This is a genomic window from Bradyrhizobium sp. 164 (assembly GCF_023073715.1).
Lineage (GTDB): Bacteria > Pseudomonadota > Alphaproteobacteria > Rhizobiales > Xanthobacteraceae > Bradyrhizobium.
Window position 1 is genome coordinate 282,446 of record NZ_JADPKA010000050.1, and the last position, 17,393, is coordinate 299,838.

Here is a 17,393-nt window from a genome sequence, read left to right on the forward strand (position 1 = left end):
ATTCTTTCCTCCGAAATTACCGCTAAAACGTTTGGCGCTTTAGCCGATTGCTTGAGCATGATCTGTTTGGGAAAACCGCTTCACACCTTGCGCTAACGCGGCCCTTCGCGTTGGGATCACGCTGCTTCGCTTCGTATATTGGCCAATTCACGGGCCATGGCAACAAAGCCGGCAATCGGAATGGTCTCCGCACGCCGCGTCGCATCGACGCCGGCAGCTTGCGCGAGCCGCGCGGGATCGACGCCAAGCGATTTCAGGCTTTGCCGCAGCATCTTGCGGCGCTGGCCGAAAGCTGCGGCTGCGACCTGTTCGAGCAGCCGGCGATCACAGGCAAGTGGGTGTGCACGCGGCTTAAGGCGCACCACGGAGGAGGTGACCTTCGGCGGCGGCACGAAGGCTGACGGCGAAATGTCGAACAGGATTTTGGTCTCGCAGCGCCAGTTGGCGAGCACGCCGAGCCGGCCATAGGCCTCCTCGTCCTCGCACGCAACGATGCGCTCGCCGACCTCGCGCTGGAACATCAGCACCATCGTCTCGTACCAGGGTGGCCAGGGCTCGGTGGTGAGCCAGTTGATCAGCAGCTGGGTTGCGATGTTGTAGGGCAGGTTGGCGACGATTTTTGCTCTTTCGCCATCGAGCAGCGGACGCGGGTCGAAGGTCATGGCATCGCCATGCACGATCTCAAGCCGGCCGGGATAGCGCGCGGCGATATCCCCAAGCGCCGGGATCGCGCGCTCGTCATGCTCGATGGCGATGACGCGCCTCGCGCCGAGCGCGAGCAAAGCGCGCGTCAGCCCGCCCGGGCCGGGGCCGATCTCGACGATGGTGGAGTCCTCGAGCGGCGCGGCGGCGCGCGCGATGCGCGCGGTGAGGTTGAGGTCGAGCAGAAAGTTCTGGCCGAGCGATTTGCGGGCCGACAGCGCATGCTGGCGGATGACCTCGCGCAGCGGCGGGAGGTCGTCGATCGCGTTCATCAGAGGTTCGCAGCCGCCATGCGGCTGGCGAGCCGAAGCGCGGCGATCAGGCTTGCCGGATTGGCCCTGCCGGTGCCGGCGATGTCGAAGGCGGTGCCGTGATCGGGCGAGGTGCGGATAAAGGGCAGGCCGAGCGTGACGTTGACGGCGTCGTCGAAAGCGACCGTCTTGATCGGGATCAGCGCCTGGTCGTGATACATGCAGACGGCGCAGTCATAGGTCTGTCGCGCGGCCTCGTGGAACATGGTGTCGGCAGGCAATGGACCCCTGGCTTCGATGCTCTCGTTGCGCAGCGCCTTCAGCGCCGGCGCGATGATGGTCTGCTCCTCGTGGCCGAGCGAGCCGTCCTCGCCGGCGTGCGGATTGAGGCCGGAGACTGCGATGCGCGGCCTCGTGATGCCGAAGCGGGATTTGAGCTCGGTCGCAACGATTCGAACGGTCGAGGCGATCAATTCGCTCGTGAGTTGGGCCAGCGCCTCGCGCAGCGAAACGTGGATGGTCACGGGCACCACGGCGAGCTGCGGCGACCACAGCATCATCACGGGCTGCGGGACGTGGCCGTCCGTCGCGGCGAGCTCGGCGAGGTATTCGGTGTGGCCGGGATGACGGAATCCTGCGCGGTAGAGCACGCTTTTGGCGATCGGATTGGTGACGACGGCGCCGGCGCGGCCCTCGCGGACGTCGGTGACCGCCTGGCGGATCGAGGCGAGCGCGGCCGGCGCGCTCGATGCGTCGGGCTTGCCGGGCTCGGCCGTGGCGTGCTCGCCGGTGGCAACCACTGGCAGGGCGTCCGCGAAGGCGGCGTTGGCCTCACTGGGGTTCACCGCGGCAATGCTGATGTCGGCGCCGAGCGCCTTGGCGCGCCGGGCGATCAGCGCCTCGTCGCCGAGCAGGTAGAAGGCGGGCAGGTTCAGCTCACGGCGCCTGAGCCAGGCCGCGATGGTGATGTCGGGGCCGATGCCGGCGGGCTCCCCCAGGGTCAGGGCGAGGGGTTTTGCTGGGCGCGCTGAGGAGGGCTCGGCCATCAGCGGTTGCGATATTCGATCATCGCCGCTTTGCGGAGCTCTTCGAGATAGGCCTTTTGGGTCTTCTCGTACTTCTCCTGATACATCTTCTCGCGGACCTCGCGCTTCTTCGGCGTGTCGATCATGGTCGGCTTGCGCGCGCACAGCACCACCATCTCGATGCCAGCCTTGGTCACTTCGGGCGCGGTGAGGTGGCCGATCGGCGTGTCGTCGAGCACCTTGCGCAGCGCCTCGGGCAGTTCTGCGGTGGTCTTGGTGACGGTGTCGCGGATGGTGGCGTTCGGTGTCGAGCGGAACAGCGAGTTGGCTTCCTCGCAGCTTCCGACGCGCGCGCGGTAGGTGTCCGCTTCCTTCTTCCGTGTTTCCACGAACGCCGGCGACGAGCCGCGCGGCACGATCAACACGATCGGCTGCATCTTGTATTCGGTGCCCTCGACCTGAAGCTTGTCGCCGGTCTGGGCCTGCACGGCCTGCGCGACGTCGCGCTCGCCGACCTGGAGGCGCTCCTTGTAGCGGCCGCGGACGAGGCTGGTCCAGACCATCTCGGCCTTCATGCGGCCCTTCAGCGTCTCGGGGCGGACGCCCTTGGATTCGAGCGACTTGGTAAGCTGGTCCGGCGTGATGCGCATGCGCTGCGCCATCCCCTCATAGGACTGGTTGATGTCGGAGACGCCGGGATCGACCCCGTACTTCTTGCCTTCCTTCATCTTCACCTTGTCGTCGATCAGCTCGTTGATGACCTGCTCGCGGCTCGGGGTCTTCTGCGTCGTGAGCTGGTCGAGCTTGGAGCGCTGCTCGATGTCGAAATCGGTGATGGGATCGCCATTGACCATGACGACGATGTTCTGCCCCCGCGCCGGCGCACCGGCCAGGAACAGGGCGGCGAGGACGAGAAGGAGGCGGAAGATCGGCAACGGAATCGTCATGGTTATCGCTCGCATGTCAGCCGCGCCGAGCCTGTGGTGGGGCAAGCGCGGCCGGCACTTCAAACCGCTCACTGGAGGCCCGAGGAACCGCTGGTCGTCGAAGAGGTCGCCAGCGTGCGCAGGCCGATCTGGAACATGAACGCGTGGCTCAGAACGGGCGGTGCGGATCCCGCGGAATAGCTATAGGAAGTTACATAGTTCGCCGCCAGCACGAAGCAATCGTCGACATAGCCGGCCCCGAGCACATACTGATTGATCTTGTTGGCCTCGAGATCCCAGCGGGCCGAGCCCGACACCACCCAGTTGGCGGCGACCTTCAGCGAGCCTGTCGTCAGGATGCCCTCACGGCGGGTCAGGTAGCCGAGTTCCGGCTGCGCTGCGTAATTGCCGTACAGCATGCTGACTGACCAGCGATTGAAATTGGCGCGGCCTTCCGCCTCGAAACGCTGGACGTTCCAGGTCTGCTCGTCCATGCGGGAGCGGACGCTGAACGTATACGTGCTGTTGGGTGAGTAGCTGGCGCTCGTGACGTAATCGGAGCGCGGCTTGTCGAGGCCGGAATTGAGACCGGTATTGAGGGTGTCCTGGACCGTAAAGGAGTTCAGGCCGAACAGGTGGTAGGACTGGCCGAACAGCACCTTGACGGCACCGCCCTTGTCGAACTGCGTGGTGGATTGCACGCCGACATTGGCGCGGCCACCGCCCTCGACGCGATCGTAGCCGGAGAACTTGTCGACGCTGAACAGGTTCGAGGCGTCGAACACCATGCTCTGGGCGTCCTCGTTCGGGAGCTTGCCGGCATAGGTCTCGTTCGGCCGGATGATGATCTGTGCGATCGGCTCGATAGTGGTCGAGCCCCAGGGCTGAATGTTGATGAAGGGGTAGCGGTATTCCAGGCCCACGGTCGGCATCAGGCGGAACGCCTGGGTGTCGCCGACGGGCAGGTAGTTCGACACGCCCGGCTGGTTGGAGACCGAGGAATTGATCGCATCTGCGCGCAGGCTGGCGAACGGCGTCCAGATCTGGCCGAACGGATCGGTGAAGGACTTGCGCCACTGCGCTTCAGCGGTGAGGCGGGTGTAGGTGCCGGGGAAGCCGCGCAGGAGGCACTGCGAGGGCGTACGGGCCAGCGGATCGGCCGATGCCGTCGTGCACAGGCTGCTGGTATTGGCGACCGTCGTGATCGGATCGAACACCGCTCCGTCACGCGACAGGTTCACGAAATTGGTCTTGTAGCTGAACTCGCCGCCGAAAACGGGATAGTTGAGCACGTTCGAATAGTCGATCACCGGATAGACGATCGGCACCTGGCTCTGGTTACCCGAATAGCTCAGCCAGTACATCGTGCGCGCATCGAAGAAGCTGCGATTGCCGACGCCGGTCAGATAGAGCTGCGACAGCGCTTCCGTCGGCAGCAGCAGGAACGAGCCGAGCGGGTCGCGGTATTGATAGAGCCGGTAGTCCGAGAAGAAATAATAGTCGGACATCAGGACGCCGTCCCAACCCCAGACCCATTTGTCGTTCAGCGCGAACTGGCCCTTGGTGTCGACCGCGCCGCGGAACTGACGGTCGCCGGGCTGCCCGGCGAACGCTCCGGGATCGAGCTGGTCGATGCCATAAGCGCGGATCTGGTAGGCGCCGTCGATCAGGCGCTGCCGGAATTCGCCCTGCAGCATCACGCCCTGCCGCGTCATGAAGCGGGGGGTGATAGTTGCGTCCATGTCGGGCGCGATCGCCCAATAATAGGGAATTTCGGCGCCGAAGCCGGTGTTCGTCGTGCCCGGGAAATAGCCCGGCATCAGGAAACCGGACTTGCGCTTCACCGTCGGGTCGGGCGTCGAGAAATAGGGCATGTAGGCGAGCGGCACGCCGAAGAATTCGAGCTGTGCCGTCTCGAAATACAGCATCTTCTCCTGCTGGTCGTGGATGATGCGCGCGCCCTTCACCTGCCACAGCGGCGGCTTCTTCGGATCGTCCTTACACGGTGCGCAGGCGGTGTAGACGCCGTTCTCGAACACCGTGTAATTGCCGCTGGAGCGGTCAGCGCGGCTCGCGGCCATGCGGGTCTGGTCGGCGGTATCCACGCGCAGCGAATCGACGAAACCGTCGCGGTAATCGTCGGAGAGATCCATGATCTCGGCATAGGTGATCTTGCCGTCGGCATCCGTCATGCGGATGTTGCCTTCGGCATGGAGCCGCTTGGTCTTCTGGTCGTAAATGACCCTATCGGCCTCGACGCTGGTGCCGTTGTAGAACAGCTGGACGTTACCGACCGCGGAGACGCGCGAATTGTTGTAGTCGTAGTCGACCTCGGTCGCCTGCACCAGCATCTGGTTGTCGTTGGGGCCCCTCTGCGGCTTCGGACGCGGTGGCAACGGATTATAGGTGTACTGGGCGGAGGCGGGCATCACTGCAGCAAGGTCGATCACCGCGCCGAGCGAAGCGGCAGCGGCGACTGCGAGCAGAAGCCTGCGAACGGACCAGCCGCGCCCGTTCGCGCGCACCAATGTGCGCCGCGTCGAACGAGACACGAGCCCTCGGTGGACGGCAGTCACTATCCGTCCTCCTGATAGAGCAAGGCCAAAAAGCCGGTGAGGCCGCCCACCACAACGGGCAACCACGCCGCAGCGATCGGATGCATCAACTCAGCCTTGCTCAAATCCTCAGTTACTTTCGACAGGACGTAGAGCAGAAAGCCTGCGCCCACGCCACTCAAAACCATCTTCTGCACGCCGCCCATCCGGAAGAAGCGCAACGACACGGAGGCCGCCAGCATCACCATGGCCGCCAGCAAAAACGGCTGTGCCAGAAGCTTCTGATACTGGAGTCGGTATCCTGCTGTCGCGAAGCCCGAGCTTTCGGAGGAGCGGATGTAGCTCGGTAGTTGCCAAAAGGACACAGTCTCTGGTGTGGAAAAGCTGTTGCGGACCTGCGCCTCGGTCAATGTCGTCGGGATCTCGAGGCGGGCCTGGTCGACTGGCGGGGAGTCCAGCGAGAAGCGGCGGACGCCCTTGAACAGCCAACGGCCAGCCTCCAGCGTCGCCTCGCGCGCTTCGATCCGTTCCTTGAAGTGCTGCTCCGTATCAAACCGGAACAGCGTGAGGCCGGTGAGCCGGACGCCCTGCTGCTCGCTGCGCGCCGCATTGATAATGGTCTGGCCGTCGCTGGTCACCTGATTGAGCCAGAAGCCGGACGCATCCTGGATGCCGCCGCCGGGCGCCGAGCCGAACAGCTCCGCCTCCATGCGCTTGGAGAGTTCGCGCAAGTTGGCCGACATCGGATTGTAGGCGACGGTGGCGATCACCCCGATCAGGAGCGCGCTGCCGAGCGCCGGCGAGATGAACTGCCAGGCGGAAATGCCGGCAGCGCGCGCGACCACGAGCTCGAGCCGGCGGGAGAGCGCGAGATAGCAGGTCATCGCGCCGATCAGCATGCAGAACGGCGTCAGCTTCTCCAGGAGCTGCGGCACCCGGAACAGCGAGGTCTCGGCCACCATGATCGCCGAGGCGGATGCAAGGCCGGAGGTCTTGCGCACCATCTCGATGTAGTCGACCAGCACCAGCAGCAGGAAGATGCTGGCGAACACGCCGAGCGCGGCGACCACGAAGCGGCCGGCGAAATAGCGCCCGAGCGTGTTGGTGAGCATGCTCATGCGATGGCCGGCCGTCTGAACAGCCGCGCGATCCGTGCGTTCGATCTGTTGATGGCCTCCATGAGGCGCGGAGGCGGCTCGACCACCACGCCGCCGATGATCATCCAGAGCCCGACGCCGATGGCGCCCATGACCATCGCGTATTGCACCAGCACCGCCCCCGGCGATTTCACCGCCATCACCGAGCAGGCGAAGCCGGCCATGCGCAGGCCGAACACCGCGAGGATCGAGGAGCCGATCGAGAAATTGCGGCTTTGGCGGGTGGTGCGAGGCGCACCCAGGAATGCAAAGGTCAGCACAGCAAAGGCGAAGGGATAGATCGGCGCCAGGATGCTGTCGTGCAGGGCCGAACGGAACTGGCCGGGAATCTGCTTGTAGACCGGATCGTCCTCGGACGGCGAGAACAGCTCCCAGAGATAGCGTTCGCGGATGCCGAGGGTGACGTCGCGGCCCTGGCCCGAGAATTTGGACATGTCGAAGCCATAGCGGCCGAACGCCACCAGCGCCGGGTCGCGCTTGCCGGCTTCGAAGCGCTGGAGATTGCCCGTCTCTAGCACCAGGAACGATCCGGTCTCGTTCTTCACCACCTCGCCGTGCTCGGCGACGATCGAGACGCGCTCGTTCGGATCGCGGCGATCGTCGATGAAGATGCCGGCGAGGATGCCGCCGGGCTGGCGCTCGCGGATCCGGATCGTCAGATTCTTGTCGAGCTGGGCGAAGCGGCCGGGTTGGAGAATGTTGGTGAGCACGTCGGCGGTGATCTCGGCGTCCCATTGCTTGATCCGCCGCATTCCGTCGGGAGCGAGATAGGCCGCGATGAAGGCGACCAGCAGCGCCACCACACAGGTGGCGTAGAAGAACGGATAGAACAGGCGGAACGGCGAGAAGCCCGCCGCATTCATCACGATGATCTCGGAATCGGTCGCCAGCTTGTTCAGCGTGTGCGAGATCGCGATCATCAACGCGATCGGCGAGATGATCAGGACCAGGGCCGGGATGACGAGGCTGGTGATGCCGAGGAAGGTGAGGATGGTCTGACCCTGGCTCGTCATCAGGTCAATGCCGCGCAACGCCTGCGTAATCCAGATCACGCCGGTGAGGCTGACCAGGACCAGCGCAAACGACGCGAGCGTCGTGCGGAAGATATACTTATCAATCGACCCCATGCGCTACCGCACGAATCCCACCAAGGCCCCAATGCTGGCTGGAATCCGGCTGCCCGACCCAATCCCGAAACGGGATCCCCAAGGGACGGCCAGCCATCGGTTCCGCCAGCTTACTCTCTCACTAGCATCCCTTTGATCCGTCAACAAAATGGCTGCCCCGTGGCACCCTCAATATATGGTTAATATTTCGCTCGTTGTGGCCTGAGGGCCACGGCGGCGCTTGGCATCTGGCGGGCTGCTGGCCCATAGTACGAAAACCTCAGTGAATCGCCGTTCAGCTCCGGCCCCTGGCCGGGATCGCGGGACGGCGAAAAGCCCCACATTTTGGAGGAGTTACCATGTCCGATGCCATCAAGGTCGGCTTTGTCCCGCTGTCTGCCGCCCCCCGTGGCATCCTGGTTGTGTTCTGCGACGATGGCCTGAAGCTCGGCCCCGCGACGGCAAAGGCGCTCGGCAGCGCCGCTGACCTCGTGAAGCGGGCGGCCTCCGCGGCCGCCTTCAAGGGGAAGAGCGGGGCCGCGCTGGACATCCTGGCACCTGAGGGGGTGAAGGCCACCCGCCTGATCGTGATCGGCGCGGGCAAGGCGGCCAGCCTGAAGGCGAACGATTTCCTCAAATTCGGCGGCGTGGCGGCAAGCAAGCTTCCGGCCGGGACCGCGGCCATGACGATCCTGGCGGAGCTGCCCGATGGCGCCATGACCAGCGACCAGGCGGTCGCGGTCGCCTCGGGCCTTCGCTTACGCGCCTACAAGTTCGACCGCTACAAGACCAAGAAGAAGGACGGCGAGGAGGGCGGCTCGCGCGCCGACATCTCGCTTGCGGTCGGCGATGCCACTGCTGCGAAGAAGGCGTTCGCCGCGGCTGGCCACGTCGTCGATGGCGTGATCATCGCGCGCGATCTCGTCAACGAGCCGCCGAACGTGCTTTTCCCCGAGGAATTCGCGCGCCGCGCCGGCCAGCTCCGCAAGCTTGGCGTCAAGGTCGAGGTGCTCGACGTCAAGGCGATGCAGAAGCTCGGGATGGGCGCGCTGCTCGGCGTCGGCCAGGGCTCGACGCGGCCCAGCCGCACCGTGATCATGCGCTGGGACGGGGCCAAGAAGGGCGAGGCGCCCGTCGCGTTCGTCGGCAAGGGCGTCTGCTTCGACACCGGCGGCATCTCGATCAAGCCGGCCGGCAGCATGGAGGACATGAAGGGCGACATGGGGGGAGCTGCCTGTGTCGTCGGCCTGATGCATGCGCTCGCGGCGCGTAAGGCCCAGGTCAACGTGGTCGGCGCCATCGGTCTCGTCGAGAACATGCCCGACGGCAATGCGCAGCGGCCGGGCGACATCGTCACCTCGATGTCGGGCCAGACCATCGAGATCATCAACACCGATGCCGAAGGCCGCCTCGTGCTCGCCGACGTGCTCTGGTACGTTGCGAAGAAGGTGAAGCCCAAATTAATGGTGGACCTGGCGACGCTGACCGGTGCCATCATGGTCGCGCTCGGCACCGAGCATGCCGGCATGTTCTCCAACAATGACGAGCTCGCCGACCGGCTGATCGCGGCCGGCCTCGAGAGCGGGGAAAAGGTCTGGCGCATGCCGCTCGGTCCCGAATACGACAAGCTGATCGATTCCCAGTTCGCCGACATGAAGAACACCGGCGGCCGTCACGGCGGCTCGATCACCGCGGCGCAGTTCCTGCAGCGCTTCGTCGACGATGTGCCCTGGGCGCATCTCGACATTGCCGGCACCGCCATGGGCGCGCCGAAGACCGACATCAACCAGAGCTGGGGAAGCGGCTATGGCGTCCGTCTGCTGGATCGTCTGGTCGCAGATCATTACGAGCGCAAATGACCGAAGTGCTGTTCTATCATCTGCAAAACATGACGGTGGAGAACGTGTTGCCGCCGCTTCTGGAGAAATCCCTCGAGCGCGGCTGGCGCGTCGTGGTGCAGTCGACGTCGGAGGAGCGCGCCGATGCGCTGGACGCGCATTTGTGGACCTATCGCGACGATTCCTTCCTGCCGCACGCGACATGGCGCGTGAACGATGCCGTCGACCAGCCGATCGTGCTGGCGATCGAGGCGGACAATCCGAACGGCGCCAATGTCCGCTTCCTGGTCGACAACGCCGCGCTGCCGCAGGACGCGGAGGGCTACGAGCGCATGGTGTTGTTGTTCAACGGGGACGATCCGGACGCGCTTGCGCTCGCCCGCAGTGCCTGGGCCGATTGCAAGGCGCGTGGATTTGATGTCACCTATTGGCAGGCCGACGAGCGGGGCCGGTGGCAGAAGCGGAATTAGAGACTGCTCGCAATTAATGATAATTTGCACTTTACGAACGATGCTGGCTTCGGTCACCTTCGTGCCGCAAAGGGATGTTGGGACAATCGTTTAGGGCTGGTCCTTCACGCGGGGAATTAGTTTATCGTGCGACATCAAAAGCTTCCCGGCTCGCTCATGATTGCGTTAGCTGCCGTAGCACCGCTGGTCGCGGGCTGCTCTGGCGGGACTGATCTGTTGTCGAAGGACGCAGAATGGTTCCAGAAGCCCGGCCGTCTCTTCATCAAGAACATCTCGATCGAATCGCCGCCACTCACGCCTGATAAACCGGTGGGAGCCGAGGATCTCGTCAGTGCCGACGGTGGCTGTCCCGGCATGGCGCCGCCTCCCGGGCCGGCAGACGCCAATGCATCGAGCACGGCGCCCGCGCCGCTGGGCGGCACGGTCGCGCTTGGCCATACCGAATGCGACGTGGTGCGCGGCATCGGGGCGCCTTCGTCGGTCAACCTCTCCAATGACGCCATCGGCCGCCGCGTTGCCGTGGTGACTTGGACGACCGGTCCGCGAGCGGGGATCTATACGTTCACCGCCGGACGCTTGTCCTCGATCGAGGGCAATCCCGAGCCGCAGCCGGCGCCGAAGGCGACCAAGCCGAAGCCGAAGAAGAAGTCGGCATAAGCGCGGCCGCGTGACATGACTTGTTTCCCAGAGAGCCGACGCTTGCGGTCGCCATTGTTCTCTGTGTCTAAGCGGTTCAATCTCAACGCTCCGATGAACGCGGCAGGAAGCCGTTGAATTCGGAGTCCCATTGCTGGCTCTTTGCCATCCGTCTCGGCTGAACACATGCGCCGAAGAAGTTGGTCGCCTTTTCGGTTCTGATTGCTGGCTCCCTCCGTGAATGCTCGCGGGGCGGATTACGCCGTGCAGACGCCTGCCACCGCGACCTTCTGGAACAGATGCGGAGAAGCGACTGCGGACGCGGGATAGGCCGCGATCTTTGATCTGAATTCGGTGTGCGTGAACGCAGCCCTGAAGTGGGCAGTCGATTCCCAGACAGCATAGTTCAGATAGGTCGGACTCTCGCCGATCGCGCGATGAAGCTGAGTGGCAATGAAGCCGGGCTGCCGCTTCATGAAGACCGCATCGTCCTGCCAGACCTCGAGGAAGGTTTGCTCATCGGCCTTGTCGAGGGTGAAGACATTCACCAGGACGACGGGGCCGGCGTCAATGCCGAGTTGACGGTCGATCGGAAAGGAAGGGTCCAGCGGGCGTAGCAGCGACATGAAGGCCTCCGGTAACTTGGTTATATGATGTCAGTGTGGTACTATGGATACGATGTCAAATCGACATTATGATGTCAATACGGTCTATGGTGACGATATGTTGAAGTCGCAGCGAACGTCGGCCGGCGATGCCCTGACCAAGCTCATGCTTGACTTGTTCCGGCTGAACAGCCTGCTCTTGACCGCGGGTGACCGTCTGGTGGCCCGGCTCGGACTTACGAGCGCCCGTTGGCAGATACTGGGCGCCATTGTGCAGGCGGAGCGTCCCCAACCGGTGGCTTGGCTCGCCCGCGATCTGGGCGCCAACCGCCAAAATGTGCAGCGGATCGTCAACGACCTGCACGCGGACGGCCTTGTCGCCTTCGAGGCCAACCCGCATCACCGCCGAGCGCAGCTTGTTGTCCTCACTGACAAGGGACGGCGCGCTTTCGATGCCGCGATGGCTTTGCAGGCGCCGTGGGTCAACAGCCTTTCGGAAGGGCTTGCGGTGAAGGACCTGCAAACCGTCCATCGCATCGTCGCGGCACTACGCAAGAAGCTCGAGAGCGAGACCGAGGAGCAGATGTAACGCTCGGCGAGCGGGGCACGCGCGTCCGCGGTGCGTCATCATCGTGATCGCGACATGGCTGTTGAACCTGCTTTCCTGATGGTCTTGCCGCCACGAATACGCTCATATGGAGCTACAAGAATTTGGAGGAGACTATGCGGTTCATCGCCTTCATATCGGCTCTGCTTCTGCCGCTCGGCGCGGCGGTCGCCCAGGACTATCCGGCGAGGCCCATCACCATCCTGGTGCCCTTCGCCGCCGGCGGACCGACCGACACCATCGCGCGCCTGACCGCGGCAGGCATGGCGAAATCCCTGGGACAGCAGGTCATCGTCGAGAACGCGACCGGCGCCGGCGGCACCATCGGCACGACCCGCGCCGCGCGCGCGCAGCCGGACGGGTATACGCTCTTGATCCATCACGTCGGCATCTCGACCGCCGCGACGCTCTACCGCAATTTGAGCTACGACACGAAGACGGCTTTTGCGCCGATCGGACTTGTGACCAACGCGCCGATGACCATCATTGCGCGTCCGGATTTCCCGGCCGACACGCTCAAGGACCTGGTCGCCTATGCCCAGCAGCAGGGCGACAAATTGACCTACGCCAATGCCGGGCTCGGCGCGGCGTCGCATCTCTGCGGCATGCTGTTCATGACGGCGATCCAGAAGCAGCTCACCACGGTGCCCTACAAGGGCAACGGCCCCATCATGAACGACCTGCTCGGCAGGCAGATCGATCTCACCTGCGACCAGGCGACGAACACCACCGGACCGATCACGGCCAAGCAGGTCAAGGCCTATGCGATCACCACCAAGGAGCGGCTGAGGAGCCTGCCCGATCTGCCGACGGCCGACGAGGCCGGCCTCAAAGGTTTCGAGCTCGGCGTCTGGCACGGCATCTATGCCCCCGAGGGCACGCCGCCGGCGATCGTTCAAAAGCTGACGGCTGCGCTCCAGACGGCGCTCAAGGATCCGACGCTGATAGCCCGGTTCAACGACATCAACACCGAGCCTGTCCCGCAGGACAAGGCGACGCCCGAGGCGTTGGGTGCGATGCTGACGAGCGAGATCGACCGCTGGGCGCCGATCATCAAGGCAGCCGGCCAATACGCCGACTGAGTCATCCCAGTATAATGGTGCCGACATCGCCGCCGGGCGGCGCCGACCGCGCCGTAAAAGAACATTCAGTGCAATGGCTCATTTCCGGGTATTAACATACCGGTACTGTGCATGGGGTTGTTTTCACGATTTTGATGAGGCGGGACGTTATCCCGCCGCCTCATCGTATTGCGTGCTCGCCTCGAGCCATTGCTCCTCCGCGCGCGCCAATGCGTCGGCCGCGTTCGCGCGGGCCTTCGACAGTTGCGCAGCCTGCTTGGGGTCGCGGGTGAAGATGTCGGGCAGCGCCAGCGCCGTGTCGATCTTGCTGATGATCTCGCTCACGCGGGCGATCTCGGCTTCGGCTTCCGCGATGCGCTTCTTCAGCGAGCCGCGATTGTCCGACCTCACGCGCTGCGGCTTCTCGCTCGCGACGCTGCGCTCGCGCGGCGCTTCGGCGTTGCGCGCGGACAGCACCAGGCGGCGGTACTCGTCGAGGTCGCCGTCGTAATTGGTCACGGTGCGGTTGGCGACGATCCAGAGCCGCTCGGCGCAGGCCTCGATCAGGTAGCGGTCGTGCGAAACCATGATCACTGCGCCGGGAAACTCGTTGATCGCCTCCGCGAGCGCGGCGCGGCTGTCGATGTCGAGATGATTGGTCGGCTCGTCCAAAATGATCATGTTGGGGCCGAAGAAGGTCGCTAGCCCCAGCAGCAGCCGTGCCTTCTCGCCGCCCGACAGTTTTCCGACTATGGTGTCGGCGGCCTTGCCGGAAAAGCCGATCGCACCGGCGCGGGCGCGCACCTTCGCTTCCGGCGCATCGCCCATCAGCTTGCGCACATGGTCGTAGGCGGAGGCGTCCTCGTTCAGCTCATCGAGCTGGTGCTGGGCGAAATAGGCGATCGACAGCTTGTCCGCGCGGGTCACTCTGCCAGAGAACGGAGCGAGCCGTCCGGCGAGCAGCTTGACCAGCGTCGACTTGCCATTGCCGTTGGCTCCGAGCAGCGCGATGCGGTCGTCATTGTCGATGCGTAAGGTGACGCGGCTCAGCACAGGCGTTTCCGGATCGTAGCCGACCGAGACGTTGTCGACGGCGATGATCGGCGGGGACAGGATCTTCTCCGGCGCCGGAAAGCTGATCTCGCGCACGTCCTCGGTGACCAGCGCCGTGATCGGCTTCAGCCGCTCCAGCATCTTGACGCGGGACTGCGCCTGCCGCGCCTTGGAGGCCTTGGCCTTGAAGCGGTCGACGAAGGCTTGCAACCGTGCGCGTTCGGCTTCCTGGCGCTTGACCTGCTTGGCATCGAGCAATTCGCGCGCGGCGCGCTGCTCCTCGAAGGAGGAATAGGTGCCCTTGTAGAGCGTGAGCTTGCCGCGCTCCAGATGCAGGATCTGGTCGACCGAGCTGTCCAGGAGGTCGCGGTCGTGGCTGATCACGATCACCGTGCGCGGATAATGCGCGAGGTGATCCTCCAGCCACAGCGTGCCTTCGAGATCGAGATAGTTGGTGGGCTCGTCGAGCAGCAACAGGTCGGGCGCCGCGAACAGCGTCGCGGCGAGCGCGACGCGCATGCGCCAGCCGCCGGAGAACTCGGCGCAGGGGCGGAGCTGATCGGCGGCGGAGAAGCCGAGGCCGGAGAGGATCGCGGCCGCACGGCTCGGCGCCGAATGCGCGTCGATGTCGACGAGGCGGGTCTGGATCTCGGCGATCCGGTGCGGATCGGTCGCGCGCTCGGCCTCGGCGAGCAGCGCGTCGCGTTCGAGATCGGCCCTGAGCACGACAGAGATCAGGCTCTCGGGGCCGTTCGGCGCCTCCTGCGCCAGGCTGCCGACGCGCCAGCGCGGCGGCAGCGTCACCGAGCCGTGCTCGGCCGCGACTTCGCCGCGGATCACCTTGAACAGGGTCGACTTGCCGGTGCCGTTGCGCCCGACCAGGCCGACGCGGGACCCGGGCGTGATCTGCACGGAACTCTGGTCAATCAGAAGGCGTCCGGCGAGGCGGACGGAGAGATCGGTGATGGACAGCATCCGGCCTTGTCACCGCAGGGCGCGTCGAACGCAACCCGTTTTTCCAAGCTTGTCGTTCAGCGTGACCCTTCGGAAAACCGCTTCACACCTTTCCCGATCATGCTCCCATCAGTGCGATTCGCGCTCGCGCTGCCTCAATTCGTTGAGCAACTTCTCGAGGTGCGTCGGGAGGCGGGGATCGGGGCGCAGACTCTGCTGAAGCCGTTCGCCCACGGCATCGCGAATCGAGCGGCTGGTGCGCCGGTCGATCTGTTCGCTGTCATTGGCAAAAAGGCCAGCCATCGCGCGGTTCCGTGTTCTCAGAGGTAAGGACACGGTACCAAGTCATTGCGCCCAAAATGGTTTCGCTGCTTGCGGGGAATCCCCGGGATTCTCGTAAAAATTGTATTATGCCAGCCATGTCCGCCCAAATAAAAGGCCCCGGCGCGGACGCCGGGGCCTCTCCTGAAGGGTTACCTTGGGGGCATAGGTAACCCCTTTGTTCAGGAAGGTGCTTGCGGAAGGTGCGGTCGGGCTCAGTAGCAGCGGTTGATCAGCCGCCAGCGGGGTCCCCAGGGGGTCGGGACCAGCCGGCGCACGTAGCAGCCGCCATAACCGTAGGAGACGGGACCGCCGACATAGAAACGCGGTCCGCCCCAGCCGCGGTGCCAGCCGCCGCCGTGCCAGCCTCCGCCGTGCCAGCCGCCATGCCAGCCGCCATGCCAGTGGGCGGAAGCGGAGGTCGGCGCCAGCGCGGCACCAAGCGCGACCGCGGCAACGGCGGCAAGCGAAAGTTTCCTCAACATGGTGATCTCCTCAACAATTGCCGGCGCGGGGCTATCGCGCCGATGGAAAGGCCGCCGAAACGCTCTGCCTCATGGTCAGGCTTCGGTTTCGATAGCCCCGACCTTACGCCCGCGAAGCTGAACCGAACCCTGATGCGGGTTTCAGATTCGGTTCATCTGAGTGAAATCGGTGTAATCCATGTTGAATCGCGGGCTGCGAGGCCTGCGGCGAAGCGCCTATGCGGCTGTTTCGGCGGTCGCTTGCCGTCCGGCAATGGCGCCGATATAAGCCCCGCAACTGCGAACCCCCGCATTCTCCCCGAGGACAAGATTTATGGCCATCGAACGCACTTTCTCGATCATCAAGCCCGACGCGACCGAGCGTAACCTGACCGGCGCAGTCAACGCCGTGATCGAGAAGGCGGGCCTGCGCATCGTCGCACAGAAGCGTATCCGCATGACCAAGGAGCAGGCCGAAACCTTCTATGCCGTGCACAAGGCGCGGCCGTTCTTCGGCGAACTCGTTGACTTCATGACTTCGGGGCCGGTCGTGGTGCAGGTGCTGGAAGGCGAGGGCGCGATCGCCAAATACCGCGAGGTGATGGGCGCGACCGATCCGGCCAAGGCTGCCGAGGGCACCGTCCGCAAGCTCTACGCCAAGTCGATTGGCGAGAATTCGGTGCACGGCTCGGATGCGCCGGAGACGGCCGCGATCGAGATCGCGCAGTTCTTCTCTGGCAACGAGATCGTCGGCTGATCTATCAGCCGATAGGTTAGGTACGACGGGCGAAAGGACTCATTGTGGACTGGCTCTGGCAGATCTTCGATCCCGCTACGATCGGGGCATTCTTCACCCAGTTCCGCAACGAAATGGCTGCGCCGACCTTCTGGATCGCGGTTGGCAAGATCATCTGGATCAATATCCTGCTCTCCGGCGACAACGCGCTGGTGATCGCGCTCGCTTGCCGCGGCCTCAGCCCGCGGCATCGGCTGTGGGGGATGATCTTCGGTGCCGGCGCGGCGGTGATACTGCGGATCATCTTCACCGGCATCGTCGCGACGCTGATGGAGCTGCCGTATCTCAAGCTCGTCGGCGGCCTTGCGCTGATCGTAATCGCGGCAAAGCTCTTGGTGCCGGAAAACGAGGACGAGGATGACGTCGAGTCGGCCTCGCATCTGTTGCAGGCCATTCAGATCGTCGTGGTCGCCGACATCGTCATGAGCCTGGACAACGTCATTGCGGTCGCTGCCGCAGCCAACGGCAGCGTGCCGCTGCTGATCCTCGGCCTCGCCATCAGCGTGCCGCTGATCGTCGCAGGTGCCGCGCTGATCATGGCGCTGCTCGCAAAGCTGCCGGTTCTGGTCTGGGCTGGTGCTGCGCTGCTCGGCTGGATCTCGGGAGAAGTGATCGCGACCGATCCCGGCGTCGCGCCGAAGCTGCACACGCTGTTCGACGGCCCGCTCGGCGCCTCGCTGGACAGCATGCTCGGCGCACTTCGCATCCCGCCGCAATTCACCCATGGCGGCGGAGGCGGCGAATATCTTTGCGCGCTTCTCGGCGTCGTCGTCGTGCTGGTCGTCGGCACCATCTGGCGTCGGCGTAGCCTGGGCGCGGCCGCGCTCGAATCCTCGGAGCGCCACGCCAAGGCCTCGGTCGAATAG

The 17,393-nt window shown here is 64.5% G+C and carries 17 protein-coding genes; 7 read left to right on the forward strand and 10 right to left on the reverse strand.

Translation table 11 applies throughout. The features are described 5' to 3' along the window. Positions 1–116: 116 nt before the first annotated feature. The 6 genes from rsmA to lptF form a co-directional block, all read right to left on the reverse strand. Complete coding sequence (rsmA, locus tag IVB01_RS18665) at positions 117–974, reverse strand: 16S rRNA (adenine(1518)-N(6)/adenine(1519)-N(6))-dimethyltransferase RsmA (protein WP_247281604.1); 858 nt, start codon at positions 972–974, stop codon at positions 117–119. Then, positions 974–1,999 carry a 4-hydroxythreonine-4-phosphate dehydrogenase PdxA gene (pdxA, locus tag IVB01_RS18670; RefSeq protein WP_247281603.1) on the reverse strand — a complete coding sequence of 342 codons (1,026 nt, stop codon included), beginning with the start codon at positions 1,997–1,999 and terminating at the stop codon, positions 974–976. Before pdxA ends, rsmA begins: the two co-directional genes overlap by 1 nt. After that, the gene (locus tag IVB01_RS18675) at positions 1,999–2,925 is read right to left on the reverse strand and encodes a SurA N-terminal domain-containing protein (protein WP_247281602.1); all 927 of its coding nucleotides are present in this window, start codon (positions 2,923–2,925) and stop codon (positions 1,999–2,001) included. The genes pdxA and IVB01_RS18675 overlap by 1 nt, the downstream gene beginning before the upstream one ends. 68 nt (positions 2,926–2,993) lie before the next feature. Further along, positions 2,994–5,480, reverse strand: a complete 2,487-nt coding sequence (locus IVB01_RS18680; protein WP_247281601.1) for an LPS-assembly protein LptD — start codon at positions 5,478–5,480, stop codon at positions 2,994–2,996. Then, a complete protein-coding gene (lptG, locus tag IVB01_RS18685) occupies positions 5,480–6,577 on the reverse strand; it encodes an LPS export ABC transporter permease LptG (protein WP_247281600.1) in 1,098 nt (365 codons plus the stop codon). Before lptG ends, IVB01_RS18680 begins: the two co-directional genes overlap by 1 nt. Beyond that, positions 6,574–7,743: an LPS export ABC transporter permease LptF gene (gene lptF / locus IVB01_RS18690; RefSeq protein ID WP_247281599.1), complete on the reverse strand. Its 1,170-nt coding sequence runs from the start codon at positions 7,741–7,743 to the stop codon at positions 6,574–6,576. Before lptF ends, lptG begins: the two co-directional genes overlap by 4 nt. A 338-nt stretch (positions 7,744–8,081) precedes the next feature. Here lptF and IVB01_RS18695 point away from each other — a divergent pair, with 338 nt between their 5' ends. From IVB01_RS18695 to IVB01_RS18705, 3 genes are all read left to right on the forward strand, one after another. Beyond that, complete coding sequence (locus IVB01_RS18695; RefSeq protein WP_247281598.1) at positions 8,082–9,581, forward strand: leucyl aminopeptidase; 1,500 nt, start codon at positions 8,082–8,084, stop codon at positions 9,579–9,581. Further along, a complete protein-coding gene (locus tag IVB01_RS18700; RefSeq protein WP_247281597.1) occupies positions 9,578–10,030 on the forward strand; it encodes a DNA polymerase III subunit chi in 453 nt (150 codons plus the stop codon). The genes IVB01_RS18695 and IVB01_RS18700 overlap by 4 nt, the downstream gene beginning before the upstream one ends. Positions 10,031–10,186: 156 nt before the next feature. Then, entirely contained in the window at positions 10,187–10,687 is a 501-nt protein-coding gene (locus IVB01_RS18705) for a hypothetical protein (protein ID WP_247281687.1), read from the forward strand. A 236-nt stretch (positions 10,688–10,923) separates the two neighbouring features. On the opposite strand, the gene IVB01_RS18710 is transcribed toward IVB01_RS18705, so the two are convergent. Continuing rightward, the gene (locus tag IVB01_RS18710; protein ID WP_247281596.1) at positions 10,924–11,292 is read right to left on the reverse strand and encodes an antibiotic biosynthesis monooxygenase family protein; all 369 of its coding nucleotides are present in this window, start codon (positions 11,290–11,292) and stop codon (positions 10,924–10,926) included. A 97-nt stretch (positions 11,293–11,389) separates the two neighbouring features. On the opposite strand from IVB01_RS18710, the gene IVB01_RS18715 reads away from it, so the two are divergent. Together IVB01_RS18715 and IVB01_RS18720 are read left to right on the forward strand one after the other, a co-directional pair. Further along, on the forward strand, positions 11,390–11,860 hold the full coding sequence (locus IVB01_RS18715) for a MarR family winged helix-turn-helix transcriptional regulator (RefSeq protein WP_247494732.1): 471 nt from the start codon (positions 11,390–11,392) through the stop codon (positions 11,858–11,860). A gap of 134 nt (positions 11,861–11,994) precedes the next feature. Further along, complete coding sequence (locus IVB01_RS18720; protein ID WP_247494725.1) at positions 11,995–12,960, forward strand: tripartite tricarboxylate transporter substrate-binding protein; 966 nt, start codon at positions 11,995–11,997, stop codon at positions 12,958–12,960. Between the two features lie 147 nt (positions 12,961–13,107). Here the strand turns inward: IVB01_RS18720 and IVB01_RS18725 are convergent, their stop codons facing one another. The 3 genes from IVB01_RS18725 to IVB01_RS18735 form a co-directional block, all read right to left on the reverse strand. Further along, a complete protein-coding gene (locus IVB01_RS18725; RefSeq protein ID WP_247281594.1) occupies positions 13,108–14,967 on the reverse strand; it encodes an ABC-F family ATP-binding cassette domain-containing protein in 1,860 nt (619 codons plus the stop codon). 108 nt (positions 14,968–15,075) lie between these two features. Further along, complete coding sequence (locus IVB01_RS18730) at positions 15,076–15,249, reverse strand: hypothetical protein (protein ID WP_247281593.1); 174 nt, start codon at positions 15,247–15,249, stop codon at positions 15,076–15,078. Between the two features lie 233 nt (positions 15,250–15,482). After that, a complete protein-coding gene (locus IVB01_RS18735; protein WP_247281592.1) occupies positions 15,483–15,752 on the reverse strand; it encodes a sulfur globule protein precursor in 270 nt (89 codons plus the stop codon). 313 nt (positions 15,753–16,065) lie between these two features. Between IVB01_RS18735 and ndk the strand changes: the two genes are divergently transcribed. Both ndk and IVB01_RS18745 read left to right on the forward strand, forming a co-directional pair. After that, positions 16,066–16,488, forward strand: coding sequence for a nucleoside-diphosphate kinase (gene ndk, locus IVB01_RS18740; protein WP_035715388.1), 423 nt, complete (start codon positions 16,066–16,068; stop codon positions 16,486–16,488). A gap of 44 nt (positions 16,489–16,532) precedes the next feature. Continuing rightward, positions 16,533–17,393 (forward strand): TerC family protein, encoded by an 861-nt coding sequence (locus IVB01_RS18745; RefSeq protein WP_247281591.1) that lies wholly within the window; start codon positions 16,533–16,535, stop codon positions 17,391–17,393.

What these genes read in the sequence shown, in the direction of transcription:
- IVB01_RS18735 (WP_247281592.1), bottom strand. Translation starts at nt 15,752, where the DNA reads ATGTTGAGGAAACTTTCGCTTGCCGCCGTTGCCGCGGTCGCGCTTGGT.
- lptG (WP_247281600.1), bottom strand. Translation starts at nt 6,577, where the DNA reads ATGAGCATGCTCACCAACACGCTCGGGCGCTATTTCGCCGGCCGCTTC.
- IVB01_RS18700 (WP_247281597.1), top strand. Translation starts at nt 9,578, where the DNA reads ATGACCGAAGTGCTGTTCTATCATCTGCAAAACATGACGGTGGAGAAC.
- pdxA (WP_247281603.1), bottom strand. Translation starts at nt 1,999, where the DNA reads ATGGCCGAGCCCTCCTCAGCGCGCCCAGCAAAACCCCTCGCCCTGACC.
- IVB01_RS18705 (WP_247281687.1), top strand. Translation starts at nt 10,187, where the DNA reads ATGATTGCGTTAGCTGCCGTAGCACCGCTGGTCGCGGGCTGCTCTGGC.
- IVB01_RS18715 (WP_247494732.1), top strand. Translation starts at nt 11,390, where the DNA reads ATGTTGAAGTCGCAGCGAACGTCGGCCGGCGATGCCCTGACCAAGCTC.
- IVB01_RS18720 (WP_247494725.1), top strand. Translation starts at nt 11,995, where the DNA reads ATGCGGTTCATCGCCTTCATATCGGCTCTGCTTCTGCCGCTCGGCGCG.
- IVB01_RS18695 (WP_247281598.1), top strand. Translation starts at nt 8,082, where the DNA reads ATGTCCGATGCCATCAAGGTCGGCTTTGTCCCGCTGTCTGCCGCCCCC.
- ndk (WP_035715388.1), top strand. Translation starts at nt 16,066, where the DNA reads ATGGCCATCGAACGCACTTTCTCGATCATCAAGCCCGACGCGACCGAG.
- IVB01_RS18675 (WP_247281602.1), bottom strand. Translation starts at nt 2,925, where the DNA reads ATGACGATTCCGTTGCCGATCTTCCGCCTCCTTCTCGTCCTCGCCGCC.
- IVB01_RS18710 (WP_247281596.1), bottom strand. Translation starts at nt 11,292, where the DNA reads ATGTCGCTGCTACGCCCGCTGGACCCTTCCTTTCCGATCGACCGTCAA.
- rsmA (WP_247281604.1), bottom strand. Translation starts at nt 974, where the DNA reads ATGAACGCGATCGACGACCTCCCGCCGCTGCGCGAGGTCATCCGCCAG.
- IVB01_RS18730 (WP_247281593.1), bottom strand. Translation starts at nt 15,249, where the DNA reads ATGGCTGGCCTTTTTGCCAATGACAGCGAACAGATCGACCGGCGCACC.
- lptF (WP_247281599.1), bottom strand. Translation starts at nt 7,743, where the DNA reads ATGGGGTCGATTGATAAGTATATCTTCCGCACGACGCTCGCGTCGTTT.
- IVB01_RS18725 (WP_247281594.1), bottom strand. Translation starts at nt 14,967, where the DNA reads ATGCTGTCCATCACCGATCTCTCCGTCCGCCTCGCCGGACGCCTTCTG.